The organism is Candidatus Eisenbacteria bacterium, from assembly GCA_013140805.1.
GTDB lineage: Bacteria > Eisenbacteria > RBG-16-71-46 > RBG-16-71-46 > RBG-16-71-46 > JABFRW01.
In genome coordinates this window covers 1-23,431 of record JABFRW010000196.1, presented here as the reverse complement: position 1 = coordinate 23,431, position 23,431 = coordinate 1, and the positions used below count along the sequence as shown (strand labels likewise).

The window sequence follows — 23,431 nt, the reverse complement described above, 5'->3', positions numbered from 1 at the left end:
CGAGATGAGCACCACCCCAGAACTGCAGGTGAAAGACCTCCACGTGGCCGTGGAAGGCAAGGAGATCCTCAAGGGCCTCTCGCTCGAGGTGCGCAAGGGAGAGATTCACGCGCTCATGGGCCCGAACGGTTCCGGCAAGAGCACGCTAGCGAACACGCTCATGGGCCACCCGCGCTACGAAGTGACGGACGGCAACATCCTGTTCCGGGGCGAGAGCGTGCTCGAGATGGAAGCCGACGAGCGTTCGCGCGCCGGGCTGTTCATGGCGTTCCAGTACCCGGTCGCGATTCCCGGCGTGACGGTGGCGAACTTCTTGCGCGCCGCGCTCAACGCCCGGCTTCAGGCGCCGGAGGCCGACGCGAATGGCCGCATGCCGCACAAGAAGGGCATTCCGCCGCGTGAGTTCCGCGCCCTGCTCAAGCAGCAGATGGAAGTGCTCAAGATGGATGAGAGCTTTGCGGGCCGCTACCTGAACGACGGGTTCTCCGGCGGCGAGAAGAAGCGCGCCGAAATTCTGCAAATGGCGCTGCTCAAGCCCACGATCGCGATCATGGACGAGACCGACTCGGGGCTCGACATCGACGCGCTGCGGGTGGTGAGCGACGGCGTCAATGCGCTCGCCGGGCCTGAGATCGGCGTGATCGTGATCACGCACTACAACCGCATCCTCAACTACATCAAGCCCGACCAGGTGCACGTGATGAAGGAGGGCCGCATCCTGATGACCGGCGGCCCCGAGCTCGCGGTCGAACTGGAAACCCGCGGCTACGACTGGGTTCAGGCCCCGAAGGAGATGGCCACCCGATGAGCACCTCTCCCGAACTCGACGTCCGCGAAGGTTACGCGGAGAAGTACGGATTCCACGACACCGAGCAGTCGGTGTTTAAGAGCCGCAAGGGACTCGACGCCGAAATCGTGGCGCAGATCTCGGACATGAAGGGCGAGCCCAAGTGGATGCGCGACTACCGGCTCAAGGCCTACGAGATCTTCCAACAGAAGCCGTTGCCCATGTGGGGCGGTGATGTCGCCGCGATCAACTTCCAGGATATCTACTACTACGTGAAGCCGACCGAAAAGGAAGCGAAGACCTGGGAAGACGTGCCGGCCGACATGAAGCGCACGTTCGACAAGCTCGGGATCCCCGAGGCCGAGCAGAAGTTCCTGTCCGGCGTGGGTGCGCAGTACGACTCCGAGGTCGTGTACCACAAGATCCAGGAGAAGCTCGAGAAGCAGGGCGTGATCTTCTTGTCGTGTGATCACGGGCTGCGCGACCACGAGGAACTGTTCAAGAAGTACTTCGGCACCATCATTCCTTCGACCGACAACAAGTTCGCGGCGCTCAACTCGGCGGTATGGTCGGGCGGTTCATTCATCTACGTGCCGAAGGGCGTGCACGTGGACGTGCCGCTGCAGGCCTACTTCCGCATCAACACGAAGGACATGGGCCAGTTCGAGCGCACGCTCATCATCGTGGACGAGGGCGCCTACGTTCACTACGTCGAGGGCTGCACCGCGCCGATCTCGTCGAGCGATTCGCTGCACTCGGCGGTGGTCGAGATCATCGTGCACAAGAACGCGCGATGCCGTTACACCACCATCCAGAACTGGTCGAACAACGTCTACAACCTCGTCACCAAGCGCGCGGTCGCCTATGAGAACGCGACCATGGAGTGGGTCGACGGGAATCTGGGCTCCAAGCTCACGATGAAGTACCCGGCGGTCTACATGATGGAGCCGGGGGCTCACGGAGAAATCCTCTCGATCGCTTTCGCCGGCAAGGGTCAGCACCAGGACGCGGGTGGCAAGTGTGTGCACGTCGCTCCACGCACGACGAGCAAGGTGATCTCCAAGTCGATCAGCAAAGACGGCGGGCGCGCCGGCTACCGCGGACTCGTGAAGGTGCAGAAGGGTGCCTTCGACTCGAAGAGCACCGTCAACTGCGACGCCCTGATCCTCGACGAGCACTCGCGCTCCGACACCTACCCGTACATGGAGATCGAAGAGGATCGCGTCACGATCGGTCACGAGGCGACGGTGTCGAAGATCGGCGACGACCAGATCTTCTATCTCATGAGCCGCGGCATTCCTCAGGAAGAAGCGGGCGCCATGATCGTGTCGGGCTTCATCGAGCCGATCGTCAAGGAGCTGCCGATGGAGTACGCGGTCGAGATGAACCGACTGATCCAGCTCCAGATGGAGGGCTCGGTCGGATGACGACGACTTCCATGGCGACGAACACCGCGACGGAATTCGAGTCGGCGTGGGCGACGCGAGCGGCCGAGGCCGCGCGCACGGCGGGAGAGCCCGAGTGGGCGCTCGAGCGCCGTCGCATCGCTGCCGCGCACATGAAGTCGCTGGGGTTCCCCAGGCGCGACGACGAATTGTGGCGTCGCACGGACTTCCGCTCACTCGAGACGGCACTCCCGAGGCTCGATCCGTTCGCGAGCGTTCCGCCGGCCCGTAACCTCGACGACCTGCCGGCAGCACTGCTCGAGCGCCTCGCCGGCGACACCACGGCGAGTGCCCTCATCGTTCAGCGCGGCGGCACCGTGGTGCTGACGCAGACGCACCCCGAGCTTCAGAAGCAGGGCGTGATCGTGTGCTCGATGGATCGCGCGATCCGCGACCACGCCGACAAGCTGCGCCCCGAATTGGGCTCGGCACTCGCGCCGGACTACGACTGGTATGTGGCGGCGAGCGAAGCCGTGCGCACCGGCGGTGCATTCGTGTGGGTGCCGGACGGCGTCGCAGCCGAAGTCCCGGTGCGCATCATGCACTGGCACGAGGGTGCGGGCTCGGTGACGATGCCGCGCACCGTCGTTCACGTGGGGCGCGGATCGAAGGCGACCGTGATCGAGGAGCTGGTGTCCGGCAATGCAGACGGCATTTCGTTCCACGGCGGCGGCACCGAGGTGTTCGTCGGCGACGATTCGAAGCTGGTGTTCGGTTCGCTTCAGGAGTGGGGACGCCACCTGTTCCACTACACCAACGCACGCGCAAGGGTCGGCCGCAATGCCGAGCTGCAGTGGATTCACACCATGCTCGGGGCCCGGCAGGCCAAGTCGCACGCGTACTTCGACCTCGCCGGCGAAGGCGCACAGGCGTTCGTGCACGGCTTCATGTTCGGCGACGCCCGCCAGCACTTCCACCTGCACACGTTGCAGCGGCACTTTGCACCCCACGCGACCAGCGACCTGCTGATCAAGTGCTGCCTCAAGGATCACGCGCGCAGCATCTACCAGGGATTGATCCAGGTGGCCGAGGGCGCCCAGCGCACTGACGCCTACCAGGCGAACCGCAACCTGTTGCTCAGCGACACCGCGCGCGCCGACAGCATTCCGGGCCTCGAGATCCTCGCGAACGACGTGCGCTGCACGCACGGCGCGACGATCGGCCACGTCGACCCCGAGCAGCAGATCTACCTCATGGCGCGCGGACTTCCCAGAGTCGAAGCCCAGCGGTTGATCGTCGAGGGCTTCTTCGCGCCGGTGCTGGATCGCATCCCGCTCGAGACGGTGCGCGAACGGCTGCGCTCGGAGATCGAGCGCAAGATCGGCGTGTGACGTGACGGTTCCCGTTCAGGCGCAGCCGGTGATGCCGGCCTCGAGCGGCTTCGATCCGCGTGCGATCCGTGAAGAGTTTCCGATCTTCCGGACCCCGCGGGACAAGCCGCTGCGCTATCTGGACAGTGCAGCGACCTCGCAGAAGCCGGATGCCGTGCTCGAGGCGATGAATCGCCACTACGCGACCTCGAACGCGAACATCCATCGCGGCGTCTACACCATCGCCGAGGAGGCGACCGCCGCCTACGAGGACGCGCGTCGCCGCGTCGCGGCGTTCGTCAACGCCACCCCGCGCGAGATCGTGTTCACGAAGAACGCGACCGAAGCGATCAATCTGGTCGCCTATGCGTGGGGCCGTTCCAATCTGCGCGCCGGTGATGCGCTGCTGCTCACCGAGATGGAGCACCATTCGAACCTGGTGCCCTGGCAGTTGCTCGCCGAGGAAAAGGGCGCCGAGCTGCGCTTCCTGCGCGTGACCGGCAGCGGCGATCTGGACCTGGAGCCGCTGACCGGGCTGCTGGCGGACGGCAGGGTCAAGCTCGCCTCGTGCGTACACGTCTCGAACGTGCTCGGCACCATCAACCCGATCGCCGACATCGCGCGTGCCGTTCACGCAGTCGGCGGTGTGATGATGGCCGACGCTTCGCAGAGTGCCCCGCATCTGCCGCTCGACGTGCAGGCGCTGGGGGCCGACTTCGTCGCCTTCACCGGGCACAAGATGCTCGGTCCGACCGGCATTGGCGTGCTCTACGGCCGCCGCGCATTGCTCGAGGCGATGCCGCCGTTTCTGGGCGGTGGCGAGATGATCCGCGAGGTCAAGCTCGAGCGCTCGCAGTGGAACGAGCTGCCGTGGAAGTTCGAAGCCGGCACCATGCCGATCGCCGAAGCGGTCGGTCTCGGCGCCGCGGTCGACTACCTCGAGCGACTCGGCCGCGAGCATGTGTTCGCGCACGACCGGGCACTCGCCGGCTACACCATGGATCGCCTCGCCGAGATCGAGGGCCTGCGCATCATCGGGCCGCCGCTCGAACGTCGCGGGGGGGTGGTGGCGTTCACCATGACGGACGTTCATCCGCACGACGTGGCGGCGGTGCTCGACGGCGACGGCGTGTGCGTCCGCGCGGGCCATCACTGCGCGATGCCGCTGCACGAAGCACTCGGGATCGCGGCCACGTCACGCGCCTCGTTCCACTGCTACTCGCTCGAGGAAGAAGTGGACGCGCTGGTGGAGGGGCTGTGGCGCGTGCGTCGCACCTTCGCGCGATGACGGGATTCGACGAGATCTACCGCGAGAACATCCTCGAGCATTACCGCAACCCGCGCTGTCGCGGCACGCTCGACGCTCCGACGCACACCTTCGAAGACGCGAACCCGCTGTGCGGCGATCGCATTCGTATGGATCTGTCGGTGCGCGACGGCAAGCTCGACGAAGTTCGGTTCTCGGGCCAGGGTTGCGCGATCAGTCAGGCCTCGGCCTCGATGCTGTGCGAGGCGGTCGAGGGCCGGCCGGTCGAGGAGTTGCGGGCGCTGGGCCGCGAGGACGTGCTCGAAATGATCGGGATCGATCTGGGTCCGGTGCGACTCAAGTGCGCGCTGCTGGCGCTCAAGACACTCAAGGCGGGGCTCTACGGGCTCACTTCGTGGCCCGGCGAAGAAGAGGCGACGACGTGACGAGTGCGACGACCGATGGCTTCGTGACCGTCGCGCGAGTGGGCGAGATCCCCTCGGGCGGCGTGAAGGTGGTGCGCTTCGAGGACCAACCCGTCGCGGTCTTTCACGTGGACGGCAGCTACTACGCGCTCGACGACCTGTGCACGCACGACGGCGGTGAGCTGGCGAGCGGCACGGTCGACGGACACGTCATCGAGTGTCCGCGACACGGTGCGCGTTTCGACATCCGCACCGGTGCGGTGCTGTGCATGCCGGCGACCGCGCCGGTCCCGACCTATTCGGTGCGACTCAAGGGCGACGAAATCCAGGTGGGGTGGGCATGAACGAGAATCCGAACGACGCGACTTCCAACGCGACTTCCAACGCGGCTGCCGGCGCGACTCCGGCGGGCGAGGCCGCAGCGTCGAACGCGCCGAGTCAGCAGGAACTGGCGATTCGCGGTGCGCTCGAGACCGTGATGGATCCGGAGATCAACCTGTCGGTCATCGACCTGGGTCTGATCCGCGAAGTGAACGTCACCGAGGGGAAGACGCTGGTCCGCATGATGCTCACCACGCCGTTCTGTCCCTACGCGCCGCAGATGATCGCCGACGTGAAGCAGGCTGCGACCAGCGTGGTGCCTCAGGAGACCGAGGTCGAGATCATGCCGGACGCATGGAGTCCCGACCTGATGCCGGACCCGGGGCTGCTCGGCTACTCGTTCTAGCGGCGCGAAGTGACGATTCCAGTCGGAGGTTCGGTGGCGCTCGCCCGTGCGGAATAGCGACGGCTGAACGTCTGCCGGGGGGCGGCCGGCCCCCGCGCTCCGTTGCTGTGTCCCCTCATGCCCCCGCTCGCCCCACGACGCGGTCGGGCGGCGTGCTCGACTGCTAGCGTTTGAACTCGGACGCAGACCGGGTCTCCCTCCGAGGAAGCACTCACCATGCCTGTTTCGAACCCCTTCTCGAGCCACCGCCTGTTTCATTTTGCCGGTCGAATCTTCTTCGTCCTCGCCGTGACCCTCGCGTGCCCGGTGCGGGCCCTGGCGCAGCCGCCGGTCTTCACGCGCGTCACGGGTCCGAACAACCCGATCGTCACCGATGCGCTCCAGAGTGCCGGCGGGTCGTGGACGGACCTCGACGGTGACGGCTTCCTCGATCTGATCGTGCTGAACGGCATCACGCTCAGTCAGAGCAACTCACTCTACCTGCACGCCTCCGGCATGTCGTTTCTGCGCGTCGTGACCGGCGACATTCCGAACGACGCCGGGCCTTCGAATGGTGGCGTGTGGGGCGATTACGATCAGGATGGTCACACGGATCTGTTCGTCGCTCGCCGCAACAACGCCGGCAATCTGCTCTACCGCGGGCTCGGCGACACCGCATTCGTGAAGGTGACGGCCGGGGCGGTAGTGACCGATCTCGCGAACTCGAATTCGGGTTCGTGGGTGGACATCGATCGGGACGGGGACCTCGATCTCTACGTCGTCAACTTCCAGGGTGACGACTTCCTCTACCTGAACGGCGGAGCGCCCGACTGGCCGCTGACCCGCACCCTCGTTCCGACGCTGACGCCCGGGAACGAGTTCTCCATCCACGGCGCCTGGGCGGATTTCGACGGCGACTGCGACGAAGACCTGTTCGTCGGGAACGCCGGCAGTCAGAACGACTACCTGTTCGTGAATGGCGGCGATCTGACGTTCACGAAGCGAGGGTTCCCCGACCAGAGCTCGACGCTCGGCGCCAGCTGGGCGGACTTCGACGCCGACGGCGACCTCGACCTGTTCGTCGCGAACTTTCTCCACGAGTTCAGCATCCTCTACCGCAACAGCGGCGCTCCGGCATTCACCCTCACTCCGGTCCCGACCAGCGTCTACGTACCCGACGCCGCGAATTCGGTCGGCAGCGCGTGGGGTGACATCGACAATGACGGAGACCTGGACCTGTTCGTCGCCAACGACGGCGAGCCGAGCGCGCTCTACCGGAACGCAGGGCCCCCGGGCTTCGCGCTGACGCGCGCGACGAGCGGCGCCGAGATCGCGAACATCGGCAACTCCTTCGGTTGCAGCTTTGCCGACGTCGATCGAGACGGCGCTCTCGACCTGTGGGTCGCCAACCGTCTCAATCAGCCGAATTTCCTCTACCACAACGACGGACCGGTGGGAGGCTGGGCCGCCTTCCGTTGCGTCGGATCGACGCCCAACCGGAGCGGGGTCGGCGCGCGCTTGCGCGTGCTCGCGACGATCGGCGGATCCCCGCGATGGCAGATGCAGGAGGTCATGCCGCTTTCCGGCTACAACAGTCAGAACCTCGAGCTGCACTTCGGAATCGGCGGCGCAACGCAACTCGACTCGGTGCTGGTGAACTGGCCCTCCGGAGCACGCGACACCTTCACCGCCGTGCCGGCGGGACGCCTGATCACGATCACGGAGCACCAGGCTCTGGTCGGGGTGGAGACCCCGAATCCGGCGCGCGCGCGCCTGCGGATCACGACCCGGAACCCGTTTCGAGGTGCGATCGAACTGGCGTACGAACTGACCGAGGAGGCGCTCGTGACGCTCGAAGTCATCGACCTGGGCGGCCGCAAGATCGCGACGCTCGATGCGGGCAGGCGATCGCCGGGTCTGCATCGCTCACGCTTTGAAGCGCCTGCAAATCTGCGCCCCGGACTCTACTGGGCGCGACTCGACGTCGCGGGCGCTCGCGAAGTCGTCGGGCTCACGTTGCTGCGGTAAGCGGAGCGGATTCCGTCACCGGGCACCACGGGCGGGCGCGTGAGTACGGCCGCGCCCCAACATGCGCAGCACCGCATCCGCACGATCGAGCGAAGCGGTGCGCATGCACGCAATCGTGTAGGGCCGCGCACGGACTCTTCGCGCGGCGAACACGAGGTACTCCGAGCCGGGCTCGAACTGGAACGCGCAGTCGCTGTTGTCGATCTCGACTTCCACGGTGTCGGAGGTGACGCCGCGCCACGAGCGCACCGCGGCGAACACCACCCAATTCTCGAGGAAGCGCGTCGAGCCTTCGGAGCCGCCCCAGCGCGTGCGCGTAACGTGCTCGCTGCGTTCGATCACCTCGAGCGCCTTGCCCGAAAAGATCACGTCGGACTCGATCACGACGCGAGGCGAGAGCGCGGGCAGTCGAACGCAATCGCACGCGGCGACCGGAGTCGCGTGCCACGGCACGACCACCGCGACGATCCACAGCCACCCGATGCGGCTCAACGCCGCTCTCGCCCGCCTGGGATCGGTCATGCGTCGCTCCAGCAGCCGCAGCTCAGAACGAGTAGTGGAGGCCCATGTTCAGCTTGGTCTGGCTGCCGCGTCCGAGGAAGTCGTACTCGAGCCCGAAGTCGTTCGCGAGCTTGCCGGCGATCGGAGTGGAGAGTCCGGCGCCGATGCTCATGCCGCCGCGAATCACCGAGTCTTCGGCGTTCACGAGTCCGAGTGTCGGCGCATTGACCTCGTTGCTGAGGAAGTGGAGTCCCCAGCCGGCGCCGACCCACGGGCGCACGCTGTACTGAAGAAAGGTGTAGCGAGCGTCGGCGCCGAGGCGCGCATCCGAGCGCGTCGAGGTGATGTCGAACGACTCGACACGATTCCGATTGCGCCAGAACTGAATGCTGGGCGTGATCGTGACGTTTTCGATCAGGCTCGCCGACTTGAGATGAACTCGGAGGCCGAGCCCCGAGAACGAGCTCTGATCCTGCTGAAAGATGGTGTGGAACACGCCCTCGACGCCGGTGATGGGGGCGGAGTGCGAGACGACGGGCTGCGCGAGGGTCGCGAGCAACACGATCGACGCGAGCATCCTTGCTCGACGCATGCGATGTCTCCTGCGGGATGTCATCCGTGATGGCCGGAAGCTTCGTGGTCCGGGGAGTGGCCGCGACTATACGTCAGGCCTGAGGCGCGCGGAAGGCCCGACGGGCTCGAGCCGCGGCGAGTCGGATCAGCGCGCTGCGAAACCCAGCACCGAGCGCCGCCAGCGTGCGAGCGGTGTGAAGGTGAGCGCGTGGCGTTCCGCCAGTTCTTCGCAGCCCCGCTCGGGACCGAACAGCCACACGCGCCGGGAGCGCGCGGCCCATGCCGCCACCGAATCGCCGGGCACTTCGAGACTGTGCTTGAGCGCTTCGGAATCGAAACGCGTCTCGCGCGGCACGTCGACCATCGGGAGCGTCTCTCGGAGATAGAACGGCAGCCCGGCATTGAACTGGTTCACGAGGACCACGCGTTCGCCGGGGACCCGCTGCTCGGCGAGCAGGCGCGCGATCGGACGCGGTGAACCCAACGGCGCCTCGAATGGCGCGAGTGCCGCGATCAGCGCGGTCCACGCGGCCAGCACGCAGGCACCACCGAGTGCCAGTCGACCGCGCCACACCGGCAGCGCTGCGATCACCAGCAGCGCGCACGCCACATACGCGAGCGGCGGCCCGCCGACCGGCACATGAGACGGAAGCTGCTGGATGTGGCCGAGCGCGCGCGGACCGAGCCATGCCCCGGCAACGCCGAGCCCGGCGCACGTGAGCGCGGTCGCGATGCGCGCGACGCGCGACTGCGCGCCGAATGCGGCGAGCAGCGCGGCGGCCGGAAACGCCGGCAGCAGATAGGCCGGCAGCTTGGAGCCCGAGAACGAGAAGAACGCGAGCGGCACGAACAGCCACGCGAGCACCAGTCGCGGCGCGACGTGGTCGCGCTCGCGCCATGCGCGTGCGATGCCGGCGATCAGCAAGGCCAGCCACGGCAGCACGCCGACGGCGAGGACGCCGAGGAAGTACCACGGCGGGCCCCCTCGTTCGTGAATGGTGGCGGCGTAGCGGCCCCACAGATGATCGGTGAGCCAGTATCCGAGGAGGCCCTTGACCCGCGTCATCGCGAGCAGGTACCAGGGCAACGCGATGGCTCCGGCCAGCAGCCAGCCCGACCCGGGGCCGAGCCAGCGCATCGCCGAGCGATCGCGCGACAGGCCGGCGACGACCAGCACCGGCAGCAGGGTGTGAACCAGCACGACCGGACCCTTGGCGAGGAAGCCGACCCCGATCGCGGCGATCGCAAGCGGCGAAGGGGCCAGCGCCCAGTACCACGCCACCGCGCCGGCCAGGAATGGATCCGAGGCGAGCGAGCGACCGAACCCGGCGACCAGCGCCGTGGTTGCGAGGATCGCCGCCGCACCGGTCGCGTTCGGCGCGAAGTGGGCGAGACCGCGCTGGGCCGCCGCGACCAGGCCGGTGACCATGAGCAGCGAGGCCAGCACCGCAAACAGCCGCGCGCCGAACGCCTCGGGGCCGAACAGATTCATGCCGAGAGCCGTGGCCCAGTAAGCGAGCGGCGGCTTGTGCAGATGCAGGACGCCGTTGAGGCGCGGCAACAGCCAGTCGTGCGTCACGTTCATTTCGCGCGCGATCTCGGCGTAGCGCGTCTCGGTCGGCTCCAGCAGGCCACCGAGTCCGGCGCACGCGATCCAGGCCAACGCGATGGTGGGGAGCAGCCAGGTGGTGCCGTGAGCCCGCGAGCCGACTTCCCGAAACGGCCCGCCGCCGTGCGTTTCGTTCACGCCGCGGACTCGCGTCGCTGCAGCACCAGGTTGCGCGCGTAGATCGCGAGCCCCATCACCTGACCGACCGCGAAGACCGGATCGCGCTTGTGCACGGCATAGAACAACAGCGCCACGCCGCCGAACAGGCTGAGAAGCCAGAAGGCCCGCGGGATCACCACGCGTCGCGCACGCTCCGAAGCCAGCCACTGCACGAGGAAGCGCGATCCGAACAACACCTGCCCGGCGAAGCCCAGCACGTACCAGCCGGCGGGTGAGTGGAACCACTCGTTCATGATCGATCCTCGGGTTCGGGCATGCGACCGAGCCGCGTCTTGAGCCACCGCACTCCGATGAGATCGCGCAGCCCCCGGCCGAGGCGGTTTCCGACGCCGTACTTGGAGAGTCCGCTGCGCCGTGAGCGATGCCTCACCGGGATCTCCGCGTAGCGCGCGCCCCTGAACACACACAGCGCGGGCAGGAACCGATGCACGCCCACGAACATGGGCAGGCCCTCGAGCGCCTCGCGTCGGTAAGCCTTGAACGCGCAGCCGATGTCCGTACACGGATCTCCCAGCACCGCGCGCCGCACCGAGTTCGCGATGCGAGAGGCGACCCGTCGCGTCCAGCGGTCGTGGCGCTCGGTCCGCACTCCGGAAACCACGTCCACCGACTCGAGCGCCGCGAGCAGTTGCGAAAGATCGGCCGGATCATTCTGAAGGTCGCCGTCGAGCGTGACCACGATCGCTCCCTGAGCGCGGGCAAATCCGGCCGCGAGCGCCAGGCTCTGTCCGAGGTTGACCTCGAGCCGTACGCTCACGATCGCGCGGTCGCGTCCAGCCTCGACCGCGATGTGCTCGGCGGTCCCGTCGCTGCTCGCATCGTCGACCAGCACGATCTCGAAGGTTCGCCCGAGCGTCGTGAGCGCGGCGCGAAGTTCGGAGAGCAAGGGAGTGACGTTCGCGGCCTCGTCGCGGAGCGGAATCACCACCGACAGATCCGGTGCGGGCCGTGACTCCGCGTGCGGCGGACGCTCGCTTCCAACCCGAAGCACGGGCTCGGCGGAGTGAGTCAGGAGAGACATTGGGATCGATCGCAGTAAGGCGGTGTGGTGCTTCGCGAACATCCACACCACTGAACGCTCGCCGCGTGTTGCAGTTCCACGATCAGCGGTTCGATGCCGGTTCCTCCGTGCGAACCGTCGCACCACGGAGGCTGGCGCGTCCGTCCGCAGCGGCACCACGCGAACACTCCCGGGGTCTCGTTCGCATCGATGGGCCCGCGGGGGGGCGAGTCGGTCATGGTCGCAGTCTGCCTCCGACCCCGGCCGTGGCGCAATCAGGGGTTTGGTCGACGTGCGTCGCTGTGCTAAAAGCGCGCGGACGCGCCGCGATCCACTCCGTGAGGTACGACTGAACGCACTGCTCCGCCCGCTCCGCCGTCCGCGCCGCCGCCGGACCCTCGATCCGCTCGAGCAGCTCGCGCTGGATCTCGGGCCCGAGCGCGCGCGCTGGCGCTTTTCACGATTGGTCGTGGGCTCGCCTCACGCGCCTCGCATCCGCGAGCGGCTCGAATTCGTGCGCGCGTTCTTCCCCGAGCTTGACGGCCTCACGATCCGAGTAGGACTCGTGAAAGCCCGCGGCGTACTGGGCTGGGGATCGCTCGACCCCGAGCAGCCGGGCATCTGGGTGCGCCCGCGGCGGCTCGAGACCTTCACGATTGCGCACGAGTTCACTCATCTGCTGCAGGCGCGCGGACTGGTGCCACGCGGCGAACGCTCGTGCGATCTGTTCGCGCTCACGCGCTCGCCGCTGCTGGTCGACCATGCGCCCGGCTATCTGCGACTTCCGTTCGCACTGCGGCATCAGCGACCGCTCGAGGCGGCAAGCGCCATCCGGCTGACGACGCTGGCCCGCGAAGCGGTGGCGGCCCGCGCCGCGGGGGATCGTCGCTACCTGCTTCGCTTCGAGCAAGCGGTGGCCAACGAGTTCGGCAACGGGGCGCCGCGGGTGCGCCGGTCGCCGCGCTCCCGCGCGCTCGCCACGGCGCTCGCGGCCGGACCATCGCTGCTGGATCTGGCGATGGCTCAGGCGCGCCGGCTGGTCACGCGCGTGAGCGGAGCGAGGCGTCCGTCGTGACGCCGACCGCGCCTCGAGCGGCCATCGAAGTGGTTGCGGCGGTGGTGCGCCGGGCGGATCGGGTGCTGTTCACGCGCCGCCCCCCGGGCGGGCCGCTCGGCGGGCTGTGGGAGTTTCCGGGCGGGAAACTCGAGGTCGGGGAATCCGCGTCCGAAGCGCTGACTCGCGAACTTCGCGAGGAGCTGGGGGTCGAAGCGCGCGCCTTGCGGCTGTTGTCACGCGACCGCCATACCTATGCGCATGGCGTCTCGGTCGAACTGCACTTCCTCGAGGCCGAGATCGTCGCGGGTGAACTGAGCCCCAGTGCCGCAGTCGCGGAGATCGCGTGGTGGCGACCCGATCAGGTGGATCTGAGTCTGGTGCTCGAGGGCGACCATCGCTTCGTGCGGCAGCTCGCGGAGGAACTTCGATGATTCTGGATACCGCTCGGGTCGTACTTCCCGAAGGGCTTACGTTCCTCGGCGCCGGCTGGTGGGTGCTGCACGCGCTCGCGGTGGGATTCGTGTTCGCGTGGGCGTATCGCAAGGGGCGCAGCGACGAGCGCCGCCACCAGCGTCACAAGGACATCGAACGCGGGCGCTGAACCCGTCCGCGCGATCGAGAGGATTGCCGGAACGCCGCGAGGACTCCGACGCTGGCCAGCTCGGGATCGGGTGCGAGCACCTGTTCGACCGCTTCCGGCGTGCGGCCCGCCTGGGTTGCGGCGTCGCGGGTGAGCAGCAGAAGGAGCGGCGCATTCGTTCCGACTCTGCGCTCACGCCGATAGTGCATGAGACAGCTGCATTCGTCGGGACGAGCGCACGTCAGCACCACGACTCGAAGGCTCGCCTGGCGGATCGCTTCGCACTGCCGATCGTGGCCCGCGCCCACACCCATGAATCGCGAGCTGACATAGTCGACGCCGACGGCGACCGCGATCTGCATCAGCACCTCTTCGAGCCCCTCGTCACAGCCGGTCAGGAACAGCACGCGAGGCGGCTGATGCAAAGGCCGCAGGGCGCGGAGCAGCGCGTCCAGCTGGTCGCGCATGAAACGGTCGATGAGCTCGACCGCCGCGGTCAGCGTCGGTCCGCCGGGCTCCGAGCCCCCGGCGATCAACAGGCGCCGCGCGGGCACCAGGACGTTGCCGAACGCGCCGCGCGGTCCGAGCACTCCGACCGCTCGGCCATAGTCGCGATCGAGTCGGCGCCGGTCGACGAGCAGCGTGGCGCGCACCACGCCTTCGAGCCAGCGAGCACCGGGGCGCGGCGCCCGCAGCGACGGCCAGTGCTCGAGACGCATTTCGTTCTCACGCAGCGGACCGCCTCGCGCCCGAAACCGGGCCACGATGTCCGCGAGGGAGACGCCTGCTTCGAGCAGCGTCTGAATCTGACGCAACGTGACGAGTGCTCGTTCGTCGTACAGGCGATAGCCACCCGGAGTGCGCTCGGGATAGAGCAGGCGATAGCGCCGCTCCCAAGCGCGCAGGGTATTCGCATTCACGCCCGTCAGCGCGCTGACGGCGCGTATCGTGTAACGTGCCGGTCTCGGCAATGCGGCCTCGGTGGGAGGACTGCATGCAACGACCGTCGCGGCCCGCAGCACGTCGTGACAGCGAGTGATTGGGGTCGAGAAGGGTGACTGTGGAACGCGGAGTCTCGCGCAGCAGCTATGAATCGGCAATAGATTCCGTTTGTTTTGCGTGATCGAACTCCGAGCGAGCTGATACCCGCAGAGATTCTGCGCCGGCCCGCGGCCCTCAACCGGGAGCAACGCCTCCTCTTATATGTCGAATCACAAACGATTTGCCTCGAAGTGCGCGCTCGTCACCGGCGCCTCCAGCGGGATCGGACGCGCAACGGCTCGACGGTTGGCCGAAGAAGGCGCCGACGTCGTGGCCGTCGGCCGACGACTCGAGCGCCTCGAAGAAGTGGTGCGGGAGCTGAAGAGCTCGGGGGCTCGCGCGGTCGCGGTGGCGGGGGACGTGCGTGAGGCGGCGGTGTGTGATCGCGCCGTGACCACGGCGATCGAACACTTCGGCGGTCTCGACTCGCTGGTGCACGCCGCCGGAGTGATCGGCAGTGGCAGCCTCGCCGACACCACGTCCGACGAGTGGGATCGCGTGATGGATTCCAATCTCAAATCGATCTTCCTGCTCACCAGGCGAGCGGCTCCGGAGCTCGCGAAGCGGCGCGGCGCGATCGTCTCGATCTCATCGGTCGCGAGCATTCGCCCGTATGCGAATCTCACTCCCTACTGTGTGAGCAAGGCGGCCCTCGATATGTTCACGAAGTGCGCAGCGCTCGAGTACGCCCCGGCCGGAGTGCGCGTCAATGCCGTGAATCCCGGAGTGGTAGTGACCGAACTCCACACGGTTGCGAATGCGGTGCCGGACTACCCCGGATTTCTCGAGCATTCGAAGTCCACGCACCCGCTCGGGCGCGTCGGAGCGCCCGAGGAAATCGCAGCGCTGGTCGTCTACCTGCTGAGTGAAGAGGCAGGGTGGATCACCGGTGCGACCTACTCGATCGACGGGGGCCGTGCACTCGTGAGCGCGCGCTGACCATGGCGCGTGCCGCTGCAAGTGTCGCTTCGGGATCCTTCGACGGCGTGCTGAGGTGGGGTGCGTGGGCGCTGGCGCTGTTCGCATTCGCCTCGGCGTTCACGAATCTCGGGGCCCCCCTGCGCGGCGGGCTACGCTGGGCGCTGACGTTCGCCGCGATCCTGCTGGCCGGCCGAGCCATGGGCTCCGGCCGCCGCATGCCGTTCTTCGTCTACGGCGTGATGGCGCTGGTATTGAACCCGTGGCGCCCGTTCGCCATGAGCGTCGAGATGTGGCGATTGGCACTCGCGGCCAGTGCGATCTGGCTGGTCGCCGACCACCTGCCGGGACGCAAGTAGTCACCTCGGCCGGCCGATAACTCGGCCGTCATGGACGGCACCTTCCAACCTTCGTTTCCCGGCGCGCTGCTCGCTATCGGAGCCATCGCGGCTGGCGCTCCGCTGTTCGGAGAGGGTCTTCGAGCGCTGCGACTCTCGCGGCTCTTCGCGACGCTCGACGATCAGCCCGTCGACGCGCGTCCGCGCGGCTTCGCGAGCGTCAAGGGCCGGGTCGCGCTCGAGAGTCCGCTGTTCGCTCCGCTCTCTGCCGAACCGTGCGCGGGATTCGTACTCCGCATCTTCCAGGCGACCGGCGGTCAGATCACGACCATCGAAGAGCGCCGGCCGTTTCGCCTGGTCTCGAACGGTGTGAGCGCGCATGTGGGAACCAGCGGCATGCCGTGGCGACTGCGCGAGACCGCACGCCGCGAGCTGCACGCCTCCGAGGAGCCGAGCCAGAATCTGGCATCGCTGCTGGCGCGCTCGCCCGAAGCCTCGTGGGTGCGACGCGCGGGAGCCACCCTGGTGCTGGTCGAACTGTCGCTCAAGCCCGGCAGCGAATGTCACGTGGTCGGCGAGGTGCGCGGCATGCGAGGCGGTCACGCGGTCGCGGCCGAACTTGCCCTTCGCACCGGCACCGATGGCGAGACCACCACCGCGTTCGTGGCGGCCGATCGCGAACCCGACCTGTGGATCGACGACTCGGGTGGCTCCGACTACCTGCTGGTCTCCAATCGCGACGACGAGCGACCGGGACTGCCGCACCTCAAGGCACGCTTCCTCGGTCTCGTGTTCGGACCCGCGCTGAGCGGGATGGGATTGCTCTATCTGGCGTGGGCGGCCGAGCAGTTGCGCGCCCACGGCCGCTTTTAGGTCGTACGTGGATCCTCAGGCGCTGGCGATCGGCGGGTTCGCGATCGTGTCCGGACCGGTGCTGCTGCTGATGGGTCTGCGCACCATGCGCATGCAGCGGCTGATCGAGAACACGCCGACGGTGAAGATCCGATCGATGGCGATGGGGCTCGTCGAGGTGCAGGGCAAAGTGGAGTGTCGCAGCGCGATTCAGGCTCCATTCTCGGCCAAACCGTGCGTTTACTGGCAGGTCGATATCAGCGTCAAGGGCAAGCGGGACAGCTGGTCGACGGTGCACCGGAACCGCTCCGGCAACCCGTTCTACCTGCGCGACGACACCGGCGTCGCGATGGTCTACCCGAAGGGCCTCGATGCGCGGTTGCGCGTGCACGACCAGGAAGTCTGTCACGGGCTCAACCTGCCCGACGGATACGCCGATTACCTGCGGGAGTACCGCCCCCGGCTCGGATTCCTGGCTCGCGTCGGGACGTTGCGTTTTCGGGAGTGGCGGCTCGAGGAGAGCTCGTTCGTCTACCTCCTCGGCACCGCGACCCCGCGCGCTCGCGTGACGGCGGTCAATGATGAAGAGGCGTTTCTCGCCACCGGCACCGACGATCCGTCGATGGTGGCGATGCGCGCGACTCGCCTGCGATCGCAGGACGCCGAAGTGGCGGCCACGATCCGCAAGGGCGATCACGCGCCGGTCTTCCTGATGAGCATGGATTCGGAATCGCAGCTCGCGTTCGGGCTCTCGATTCAGTCGAAGCTGATGCTGGCGAGTGGGCCGCTGCTGGCCGCGTTCGGACTGTGGATGTTGCTGTCGCAGTAGACGTCGTCGTGACGAAGCACCAAACGGGCGCGAAGCCCTGAGGCCGCGGGCCGCGGCACAACCCGGAGGAAGTCATGGTGGGTGAGATCGTCTGGACCGCGATGATCGGCTTGGGGGTGCTCGCGGTGGTGGGTTATGCGCTCACCCTCTATAACGGTTTCGTCGAGCTGCGGAATCAGATCGGCCGCACGTGGGCGAACATCGACGTGTCGCTCAAGCAGCGCCACGACGAGCTGCCGAAGCTCGTGAAGACCTGCGAAGGCTACATGCAGCACGAGCGCGCAGTGTTCGACAAACTGAGCGAGGCCCGCGCCGCGCTCGCGAAGGCTGGAAGCGTCGGCCAGCGCGCCGAGGCCGAGGGCATGCTCACCCGGGCACTGGGTGGATTCTTCGCGGTGGCCGAGGCGTACCCGGACCTCAAGGCAAATCAGTCGTTCATCCAGCTGCAGAACCGCATCACGGAACTCGAGAACCAGATCGCCGACCGGCGCGAGGTCTACAACGACGTCGTGACGATCTTCAACACGCGGTTGGGAAGCATTCCCGACAAGTTCGTCGGCGACTGGATGAAGCTCGCGGCCGCCGAACTGTTCAAGGTCGCGGAGTCGGATCGCCAGGATGTCGACATCAGCTTCAAGATGGCGTCGTAGCGCGATCCGCTAACGCCTCACGACCAGTTTCCGAGTCCGCACCTCACCGCCCGATTCGAGCCGGCACACCAGCACGCCGGTTGGAGTCGGGCGGCCGCTTTCGTCGCGCCCGTCCCACGCCATCGAGTGCGATCCGGCCGCGAGCGCGTTCCATTCCCAGCGACGCACGCGATGGCCGAGCACGTCGATCACCTCGAGCGTGGCGCGCCCGGGTCGGGGCAGCGAGAACTCGAACCTCATCGGACCCGCAGAGGGATTGGGTCGTGGCACATCGAAGCGCAGCGAGCGCTCCGCGCTCGGCGTGACCGCCGGCGGCGCATCGAGCGTGGCGCCCGGATAGGCGCGATACGACACGCCGGTCCAGTTGCAGCCGGCGATCAGTCGTGATTGCGACACCAGCACCGCGTCCACGTTCGTGTTCGCGAGATCGTCGGTGAGACTGGTCCAGCTCGCTCCGCTGTCCGCGCTCCAGAACACGCCGACGGCGGTAGCGGCGAACAGATCACCGCCGTTCACGGTCAGTTCGCGCACGAAGTTGAGGCCAAAACCGCCGTTGACCGGCGCCCACGCATCGCCTTCGTTCGACGAGCGGAACACGCCGTCACCGGAAGTGCCGACGAAGCGCCAGCGACCCATCGCTGCGAGCGTGAAGCAGAACGAGTTCGTGAGTCCGCTGTTGACGGGCGCCCACGTGTCGCCGTCGTTCGACGAACGGAATACCCCGCCGCCCGAGGTCGCGGCGAACAACAGGGAGCCGTTCGCGAGCAGTCCGAAGACGTTGGAATTCGTGAGCCCATTGTTGACCGGCGTCCAGGTCACACCGCCGTCGGACGAGCGATGCGCGCCGCCCGAGGTCGCCGCGAAGCGATAACCGCCGCGCGAGGCGAAGCCGAGCGTGTAGCGCACATTGAGTCCGCTGCTCGCATCGGCCCACTGCGCGCCGCCGTCGGTCGAGCGAAACAAGCCGTCATAGGTGCCGGCGAGGATCACGCCGGATTGGGCGCTCAGCGCGAGCACATTCGGGTTGGCGATCGCGCCGGTCACCTGCCAGGTCGCTCCGCCGGTCGTCGACTTGAAGACGCCGGCGCCGCTGGTTCCGGCATACAGCGTGGAGCCGTCCGCCGCGAGACTGAACAGACTGCTGACCGCGAGCCCGTTGCTGACCGCGGTCCAGCTCGCCGCGCCGTTCGTCGAGCGGTACACGCCACCTCCGGTCGAGGCTGCGAACAGCGCGGATCCTTTCTGCACGATCGAGCGAATGCGCCGATCCGAGACGCCGGAGCTCGCCGGGTTCCAGGTCACTCCATTGTCGGTGGACGCGAAGATGCCGAGGTCGAAGGTGGCCGCGAGTACGCGCACGCCATCGAATGCCAGCGCCGCGATCGCGGTCTGTGCGATGCCCGACGACGCAATCGTCCAGCTCGTGCCGTTGTCGAGGGAGCGGTAGACGCCGCCACCGAAGGTGCCAGCGAACAGCGTCGACCCCGCCGCGACCAGCGCGTTCACGTTGCTGCCGGGCAAGCCCGTGCCGGGGCCGCTCCAGGTGGTGGCGCCGTCGGCGAGCCGATAGACGCCGCCGTCCAACGTCCCCGCGAACAGATCCGTCCCCTTGAGCGCGAGTGATGCAACGGCGGGGCTCGTGATGCCGGAGTTGATCGGGCTCCAGCTCGCGCCGCTGTCCGCCGAGACGAACACGCCCTGGTCGTGCAGCGAGGCGTACACGTTCGCGCCGCGCGTGACGATGGCGCTGAACGAAGTGCCGGGGAGTCCCGAACTCGACCACTGCCAGGCGGCGCCGGAATTCGACGATCGATAGAGCCCGCCGCCCGGGCAGCCCGCAAAGTCGTACCCGCCCATCGAGCCGAGCGCGTAGGCGAACGGAGTCGGGATCCCGAGGCTCGAGGAGCGCCACGTGACGCCGTCATCGGTCGAGCGATAGACGCCGCCGCCGTGCGTGCCGGCGAACAGTGCGGTGCCGTGCACCGAGAGCGTCTGCACGTGCCCGCCATAGGGGCCGAGCGATCGCACCCATTGGGCGGCGGCGAGGGAAGGGAGCGCGAGGGTCAGCGCGAGTACCAGTGCGATCGACTTCATGGGACCGCCTCCTCCGAGTCGGGGGGTAAGGAGAGCGTGGGGAGCTGTAGTGTATGCCGATTGACGCGTCGGGGTACGAACGGCACCATGAACCGTCGTTCGATGCAGCTGCGCCGCGCGCCACGTCGTGCGGCCCACGCTCCCGCGCCGTGACGTGCGGCCGTCTCCCTGGCGGCCGGACCGGAGGTCTCGCTTGCGCCGCCTGCCCGCCCTGCTCGCCTGCCTGGCCCTGCTGCTCGGCGTGCTGCTGCTGCCAGGCCACCTCACTTCGCACATCGCGCTCAACCCCGACTTCACGCACTTCGAGTCCGCGCACGTGCATCCGCTGGTCCTGATGCCGGGTGGTTCGAAGTTGCTGGCGGTCAACACCTCCGACAACCGGCTGAGTGTTTTCACGTTCGTCGGTGGACTGCCGTCGCGGTCGGTCGACATTCCGGTCGGCCTCGAACCGGTCTCGGTGGCTGCGCTCAATGACAGCACGGTATGGGTCGTGAACCAGCTGTCGGACAATGTCAGCGTGGTCGACCTCAAGACCTCGCACGTGCGCGCGACGCTCCCTGTCGGTGATGAACCCGCGGACGTCGTGTTCGCCGGCACGCCGCTTCGGGCGTACGTGAGTGTTGCTCAGGAAGATGTCGTGAAGGTCTACGACCCGGTGTCGCTCGCACTCACGAACACCATCGCGATTCCCGGCCGCGCACCGCGGGCGCTGGCGACCAACTCGGGCCGCACCACGGTCTACGTCGCGGTCTTGAACGGCGGCAATCGAACCTCGGTGTTGTCGTTCGGGGAGGCTTTCGATTCGCTGCCGTCGCCGAATCCGCCGATGTCGATCACGCTGCCGCCGGCACCACATGTCGCGCTCATCGTTCAGCAGCAGGGAAACGACTGGCGCGACGAGTCCGGCAAGCTGTGGAACTCGAAGATCAAGTACACCGCACTCGACACCGATCTCGCCGAGATCAGCACCGCCTCGAACTCGGTGACGCGGGTGCTCGGAGAGCTCGGAAGCTCGGTGCTCGGGCTCGCGGTCAATCCGCTCACCGATGCCGTCGCCGCCACCTCGCTGGATGCGCGCAACCTGACGCGCTTCGAGAACAACCTGCGCGGGCACACCGTGGACACGCGGGTCGCGTACGTGGCGCCGGCCGGCGCGGCGGTTGTCGCGAACTTGAATCCGCACATCAACTACTCGGTGACTCCGGGGCCGGCGAGCGAGGCCGATTCCGCGATCGGTACTCCGAGCGGTGTGACCTGGTCGGCCGACGGCGCGCGAGCCTACGTCACCTCGCTTGCGAGCAATCGTCTCGGCGTGCTGGCCGGCGGGCCGACGCCGGTCGTGCTCGCGCGCGTCCCGGTGGTGGCAGGGCCGACCGGCGTTGCGGTCGACGCGGTGCGCGGGCGCATTTACGTGTTGGGGCGCAATCGCGCGCAGCTTCAGACGCTGGCGGCGAGTTCTCTGACATCGCTCGCGATCACCACGCTCGGCTTCGACCCGACGCCGAACGAGATCGTGAACGGTCGCCGCTTCTTCTATGGCGGCTTCACTTCGGGCCACGGCGATCAGTCGTGCGCGAGCTGTCATCTATTCGGCGATCTCGACCAGCTCGCGTGGGATCTCGGCAATCCGCAAGGTGCGCACCTGCCGCCGCCGCCCGGCTTCATCGGACTCGAGGGCTTCCATCCGATGAAAGGGCCCATGATGACGCAGTCGCTGCGCGGTGTACCCAACACCGGCCGCCTGCACTGGCGCGCGGATCGCACCAACCTCGCCGCATTCAATGTGGCGTTCGTCGATCTGATGGGGCGTGCGGCTCCGCTGCCCGACAGCCAGATGACCGCGTTCAGCGACTTCGTAAACAACCTGGTCTACCCGCCGAATCCACATCAGTTCATCGATCGGAGCTTCGCCGATGCGCCGTCGGGGCAGCCGAGCGCTCAGCGCGGGCGGCAGAGCTACTTCTTTGCGGCGCTCGACGGCGGCCAGCCGTGCAACGTGTGTCACGCCGCCACGAACTTCGCGCCCGGCACCAACGGCGCGATCTTCCCGGACGACGTGCTGCTCGAAGACCAGGACATGAAGGTTCCACAACTGCGAAACCTCTACACCAAGTCCGGCTTCAACGACGCGCCGGGTGCGCAGAACAAGCGCGGCTTCGGCTTCACCCACGATGGCGCGTTCGACGACCTGGTCGACTTCCTGCGACTCCCGGTCTTCACGTTTCCGGGCGGCGATCCGCAGCGCCGCGACGTCGAAGCGTTCCTCATGGCGTTCGACACCGGCATGGCCCCCGCGGTCGGCGTGCAGGTGACGTTTCGCGGTCCGAACAACCTCGATCCGGTCGCGATCGCGCGCCTCGACACGCTGCGCCGCGTGAGCGACGACAGTCTGCACGTGGACTTGATCGCGAAGGGCCGCGTCGCCGGTGCGCCGCGCGGCTGGCTGTATCTCGGCGGCGACCAGTGGATGCCCGACGTCACGGGGCAGGCGCAGATCGGCTCGGCTGCGCTGCGGGCACTCGGCGGAACCGGAAGTGAAGTGACGATCACAGCGGTGCCGCGCGGCAGCGGTACTCGCATGGGGATCGACCGCGATCGCGATGGTTTTCTTGATGGTGACGAGCGACTCGCGCACAGCGATCCAGCCAATCCGACCTCGATTCCCGGCAGTGTCTCGGTGCCGCGCGGCGACCGCGGCTTTGCGTTGCACTCGATCGGTCCCAATCCGTTCCGCGCTGCGACCGAGATCCGGTTCTCGCTCGGGCGCGCCTCGCGCGTCGAGTGCGGAGTCTTCGACCTGTTCGGACGTCGCGTCGCGACACTCGCGTCGGGGGAGACCCTCGAGGCCGGCGCCCGACTGCTGCAGTGGTCCGGCCGTGACACCGACGGTCGTCCGGTCGCGAGTGGGGTTTACTACGTGAAACTCGTCACCGACGGCGGCCATTGGACGCGGCCGCTGGTCAAGTTGAGGTAGGCGAGACGAACGCGTGCGAACGCGCCGGCTTCACCAATTCGCGGAGTCACGCAGGGCTTGTCGCCACCTGCGGGCCCTGGTGCCGGCAGCTCGGTGCGGTTGCATTCGGCTCCGCAGTCGCACTCGCCGTGGTCGTTGCTTTCGCGGCGCCACGCTGCGATTTCTCCCGCTTGCTGCGCATGAGTGCCACTCCGTACAGCTGCTCGGCCTCGTACTGATTGTGCGCCCGGCATCGCAGTCGCAAGTTCGCCGCGGTCGCCGTTCCTCCTCGTGCGACCGGCTCGATGT

25 protein-coding genes are annotated in these 23,431 nt (G+C 67.5%); 17 read left to right on the top strand and 8 right to left on the bottom strand.

Features of this window, described 5'->3' with window-relative positions; all coding sequences use genetic code 11:
• The first annotated feature begins 4 nt into the window (after nucleotides 1–4).
• From sufC to HOP12_15015, 8 genes are all read left to right on the top strand, one after another.
• A complete protein-coding gene (sufC, locus tag HOP12_15050) occupies nucleotides 5–808 on the top strand; it encodes a Fe-S cluster assembly ATPase SufC (protein NOT35461.1) in 804 nt (267 codons plus the stop codon).
• Nucleotides 805–2,214: a Fe-S cluster assembly protein SufB gene (gene sufB, locus HOP12_15045; protein ID NOT35460.1), complete on the top strand. Its 1,410-nt coding sequence runs from the start codon at nucleotides 805–807 to the stop codon at nucleotides 2,212–2,214. Before sufC ends, sufB begins: the two co-directional genes overlap by 4 nt.
• Nucleotides 2,211–3,563, top strand: a complete 1,353-nt coding sequence (gene sufD / locus HOP12_15040; protein NOT35459.1) for a Fe-S cluster assembly protein SufD — start codon at nucleotides 2,211–2,213, stop codon at nucleotides 3,561–3,563. The genes sufB and sufD overlap by 4 nt, the downstream gene beginning before the upstream one ends.
• Before the next feature lie 31 nt (nucleotides 3,564–3,594).
• Nucleotides 3,595–4,830 carry a SufS family cysteine desulfurase gene (gene sufS, locus HOP12_15035; GenBank protein NOT35458.1) on the top strand — a complete coding sequence of 412 codons (1,236 nt, stop codon included), beginning with the start codon at nucleotides 3,595–3,597 and terminating at the stop codon, nucleotides 4,828–4,830.
• Complete coding sequence (locus HOP12_15030; GenBank protein ID NOT35457.1) at nucleotides 4,827–5,234, top strand: SUF system NifU family Fe-S cluster assembly protein; 408 nt, start codon at nucleotides 4,827–4,829, stop codon at nucleotides 5,232–5,234. Before sufS ends, HOP12_15030 begins: the two co-directional genes overlap by 4 nt.
• Nucleotides 5,231–5,557, top strand: coding sequence for a non-heme iron oxygenase ferredoxin subunit (locus tag HOP12_15025; GenBank protein ID NOT35456.1), 327 nt, complete (start codon nucleotides 5,231–5,233; stop codon nucleotides 5,555–5,557). The genes HOP12_15030 and HOP12_15025 overlap by 4 nt, the downstream gene beginning before the upstream one ends.
• Nucleotides 5,554–5,940 (top strand): DUF59 domain-containing protein, encoded by a 387-nt coding sequence (locus HOP12_15020; protein NOT35455.1) that lies wholly within the window; start codon nucleotides 5,554–5,556, stop codon nucleotides 5,938–5,940. Before HOP12_15025 ends, HOP12_15020 begins: the two co-directional genes overlap by 4 nt.
• Before the next feature lie 216 nt (nucleotides 5,941–6,156).
• Nucleotides 6,157–7,947, top strand: a complete 1,791-nt coding sequence (locus tag HOP12_15015; GenBank protein ID NOT35454.1) for a CRTAC1 family protein — start codon at nucleotides 6,157–6,159, stop codon at nucleotides 7,945–7,947.
• A gap of 15 nt (nucleotides 7,948–7,962) precedes the next feature.
• Here the strand turns inward: HOP12_15015 and HOP12_15010 are convergent, their stop codons facing one another.
• The 6 genes from HOP12_15010 to HOP12_14985 form a co-directional block, all read right to left on the bottom strand.
• Nucleotides 7,963–8,469, bottom strand: coding sequence for a hypothetical protein (locus tag HOP12_15010; protein ID NOT35453.1), 507 nt, complete (start codon nucleotides 8,467–8,469; stop codon nucleotides 7,963–7,965).
• Nucleotides 8,470–8,491: 22 nt separating this feature from the next.
• Nucleotides 8,492–9,040 carry a hypothetical protein gene (locus HOP12_15005; protein ID NOT35452.1) on the bottom strand — a complete coding sequence of 183 codons (549 nt, stop codon included), beginning with the start codon at nucleotides 9,038–9,040 and terminating at the stop codon, nucleotides 8,492–8,494.
• Between the two features lie 126 nt (nucleotides 9,041–9,166).
• The gene (locus tag HOP12_15000; GenBank protein NOT35451.1) at nucleotides 9,167–10,768 is read right to left on the bottom strand and encodes a hypothetical protein; all 1,602 of its coding nucleotides are present in this window, start codon (nucleotides 10,766–10,768) and stop codon (nucleotides 9,167–9,169) included.
• Nucleotides 10,765–11,043, bottom strand: coding sequence for a hypothetical protein (locus HOP12_14995; protein NOT35450.1), 279 nt, complete (start codon nucleotides 11,041–11,043; stop codon nucleotides 10,765–10,767). Before HOP12_14995 ends, HOP12_15000 begins: the two co-directional genes overlap by 4 nt.
• Nucleotides 11,040–11,831, bottom strand: a complete 792-nt coding sequence (locus HOP12_14990; protein ID NOT35449.1) for a glycosyltransferase family 2 protein — start codon at nucleotides 11,829–11,831, stop codon at nucleotides 11,040–11,042. Before HOP12_14990 ends, HOP12_14995 begins: the two co-directional genes overlap by 4 nt.
• On the bottom strand, nucleotides 11,819–12,049 hold the full coding sequence (locus HOP12_14985; GenBank protein NOT35448.1) for a CDGSH iron-sulfur domain-containing protein: 231 nt from the start codon (nucleotides 12,047–12,049) through the stop codon (nucleotides 11,819–11,821). The genes HOP12_14990 and HOP12_14985 overlap by 13 nt, the downstream gene beginning before the upstream one ends.
• A 326-nt stretch (nucleotides 12,050–12,375) precedes the next feature.
• Here HOP12_14985 and HOP12_14980 point away from each other — a divergent pair, with 326 nt between their 5' ends.
• From HOP12_14980 to HOP12_14970, 3 genes are read left to right on the top strand one after another with little or no spacing between them, the layout of a single operon-like run.
• Complete coding sequence (locus tag HOP12_14980) at nucleotides 12,376–12,885, top strand: hypothetical protein (protein NOT35447.1); 510 nt, start codon at nucleotides 12,376–12,378, stop codon at nucleotides 12,883–12,885.
• A complete protein-coding gene (locus tag HOP12_14975; protein NOT35446.1) occupies nucleotides 12,882–13,298 on the top strand; it encodes an NUDIX domain-containing protein in 417 nt (138 codons plus the stop codon). Before HOP12_14980 ends, HOP12_14975 begins: the two co-directional genes overlap by 4 nt.
• Nucleotides 13,295–13,468 carry a hypothetical protein gene (locus HOP12_14970; GenBank protein ID NOT35445.1) on the top strand — a complete coding sequence of 58 codons (174 nt, stop codon included), beginning with the start codon at nucleotides 13,295–13,297 and terminating at the stop codon, nucleotides 13,466–13,468. Before HOP12_14975 ends, HOP12_14970 begins: the two co-directional genes overlap by 4 nt.
• Here HOP12_14970 and HOP12_14965 read toward each other — a convergent pair.
• A complete protein-coding gene (locus HOP12_14965) occupies nucleotides 13,441–14,418 on the bottom strand; it encodes a MerR family transcriptional regulator (GenBank protein ID NOT35444.1) in 978 nt (325 codons plus the stop codon). The two genes, HOP12_14970 and HOP12_14965, sit on opposite strands and share 28 nt — an antisense overlap.
• 232 nt (nucleotides 14,419–14,650) lie before the next feature.
• On the opposite strand from HOP12_14965, the gene HOP12_14960 reads away from it, so the two are divergent.
• From HOP12_14960 to HOP12_14940, 5 genes are all read left to right on the top strand, one after another.
• On the top strand, nucleotides 14,651–15,427 hold the full coding sequence (locus tag HOP12_14960) for a glucose 1-dehydrogenase (protein NOT35443.1): 777 nt from the start codon (nucleotides 14,651–14,653) through the stop codon (nucleotides 15,425–15,427).
• A gap of 2 nt (nucleotides 15,428–15,429) precedes the next feature.
• Nucleotides 15,430–15,765, top strand: coding sequence for a hypothetical protein (locus tag HOP12_14955; GenBank protein NOT35442.1), 336 nt, complete (start codon nucleotides 15,430–15,432; stop codon nucleotides 15,763–15,765).
• Nucleotides 15,766–15,795: 30 nt separating this feature from the next.
• The gene (locus HOP12_14950; protein NOT35441.1) at nucleotides 15,796–16,617 is read left to right on the top strand and encodes a hypothetical protein; all 822 of its coding nucleotides are present in this window, start codon (nucleotides 15,796–15,798) and stop codon (nucleotides 16,615–16,617) included.
• A gap of 7 nt (nucleotides 16,618–16,624) precedes the next feature.
• Complete coding sequence (locus HOP12_14945; GenBank protein NOT35440.1) at nucleotides 16,625–17,425, top strand: hypothetical protein; 801 nt, start codon at nucleotides 16,625–16,627, stop codon at nucleotides 17,423–17,425.
• Between the two features lie 86 nt (nucleotides 17,426–17,511).
• Nucleotides 17,512–18,075, top strand: coding sequence for a LemA family protein (locus HOP12_14940; GenBank protein ID NOT35439.1), 564 nt, complete (start codon nucleotides 17,512–17,514; stop codon nucleotides 18,073–18,075).
• Nucleotides 18,076–18,084: 9 nt separating this feature from the next.
• On the opposite strand, the gene HOP12_14935 is transcribed toward HOP12_14940, so the two are convergent.
• Complete coding sequence (locus tag HOP12_14935) at nucleotides 18,085–20,169, bottom strand: hypothetical protein (protein NOT35438.1); 2,085 nt, start codon at nucleotides 20,167–20,169, stop codon at nucleotides 18,085–18,087.
• Nucleotides 20,170–20,362: 193 nt separating this feature from the next.
• On the opposite strand from HOP12_14935, the gene HOP12_14930 reads away from it, so the two are divergent.
• Nucleotides 20,363–23,143 carry a hypothetical protein gene (locus tag HOP12_14930; protein NOT35437.1) on the top strand — a complete coding sequence of 927 codons (2,781 nt, stop codon included), beginning with the start codon at nucleotides 20,363–20,365 and terminating at the stop codon, nucleotides 23,141–23,143.
• The last annotated feature ends 288 nt before the right edge of the window (nucleotides 23,144–23,431 follow it).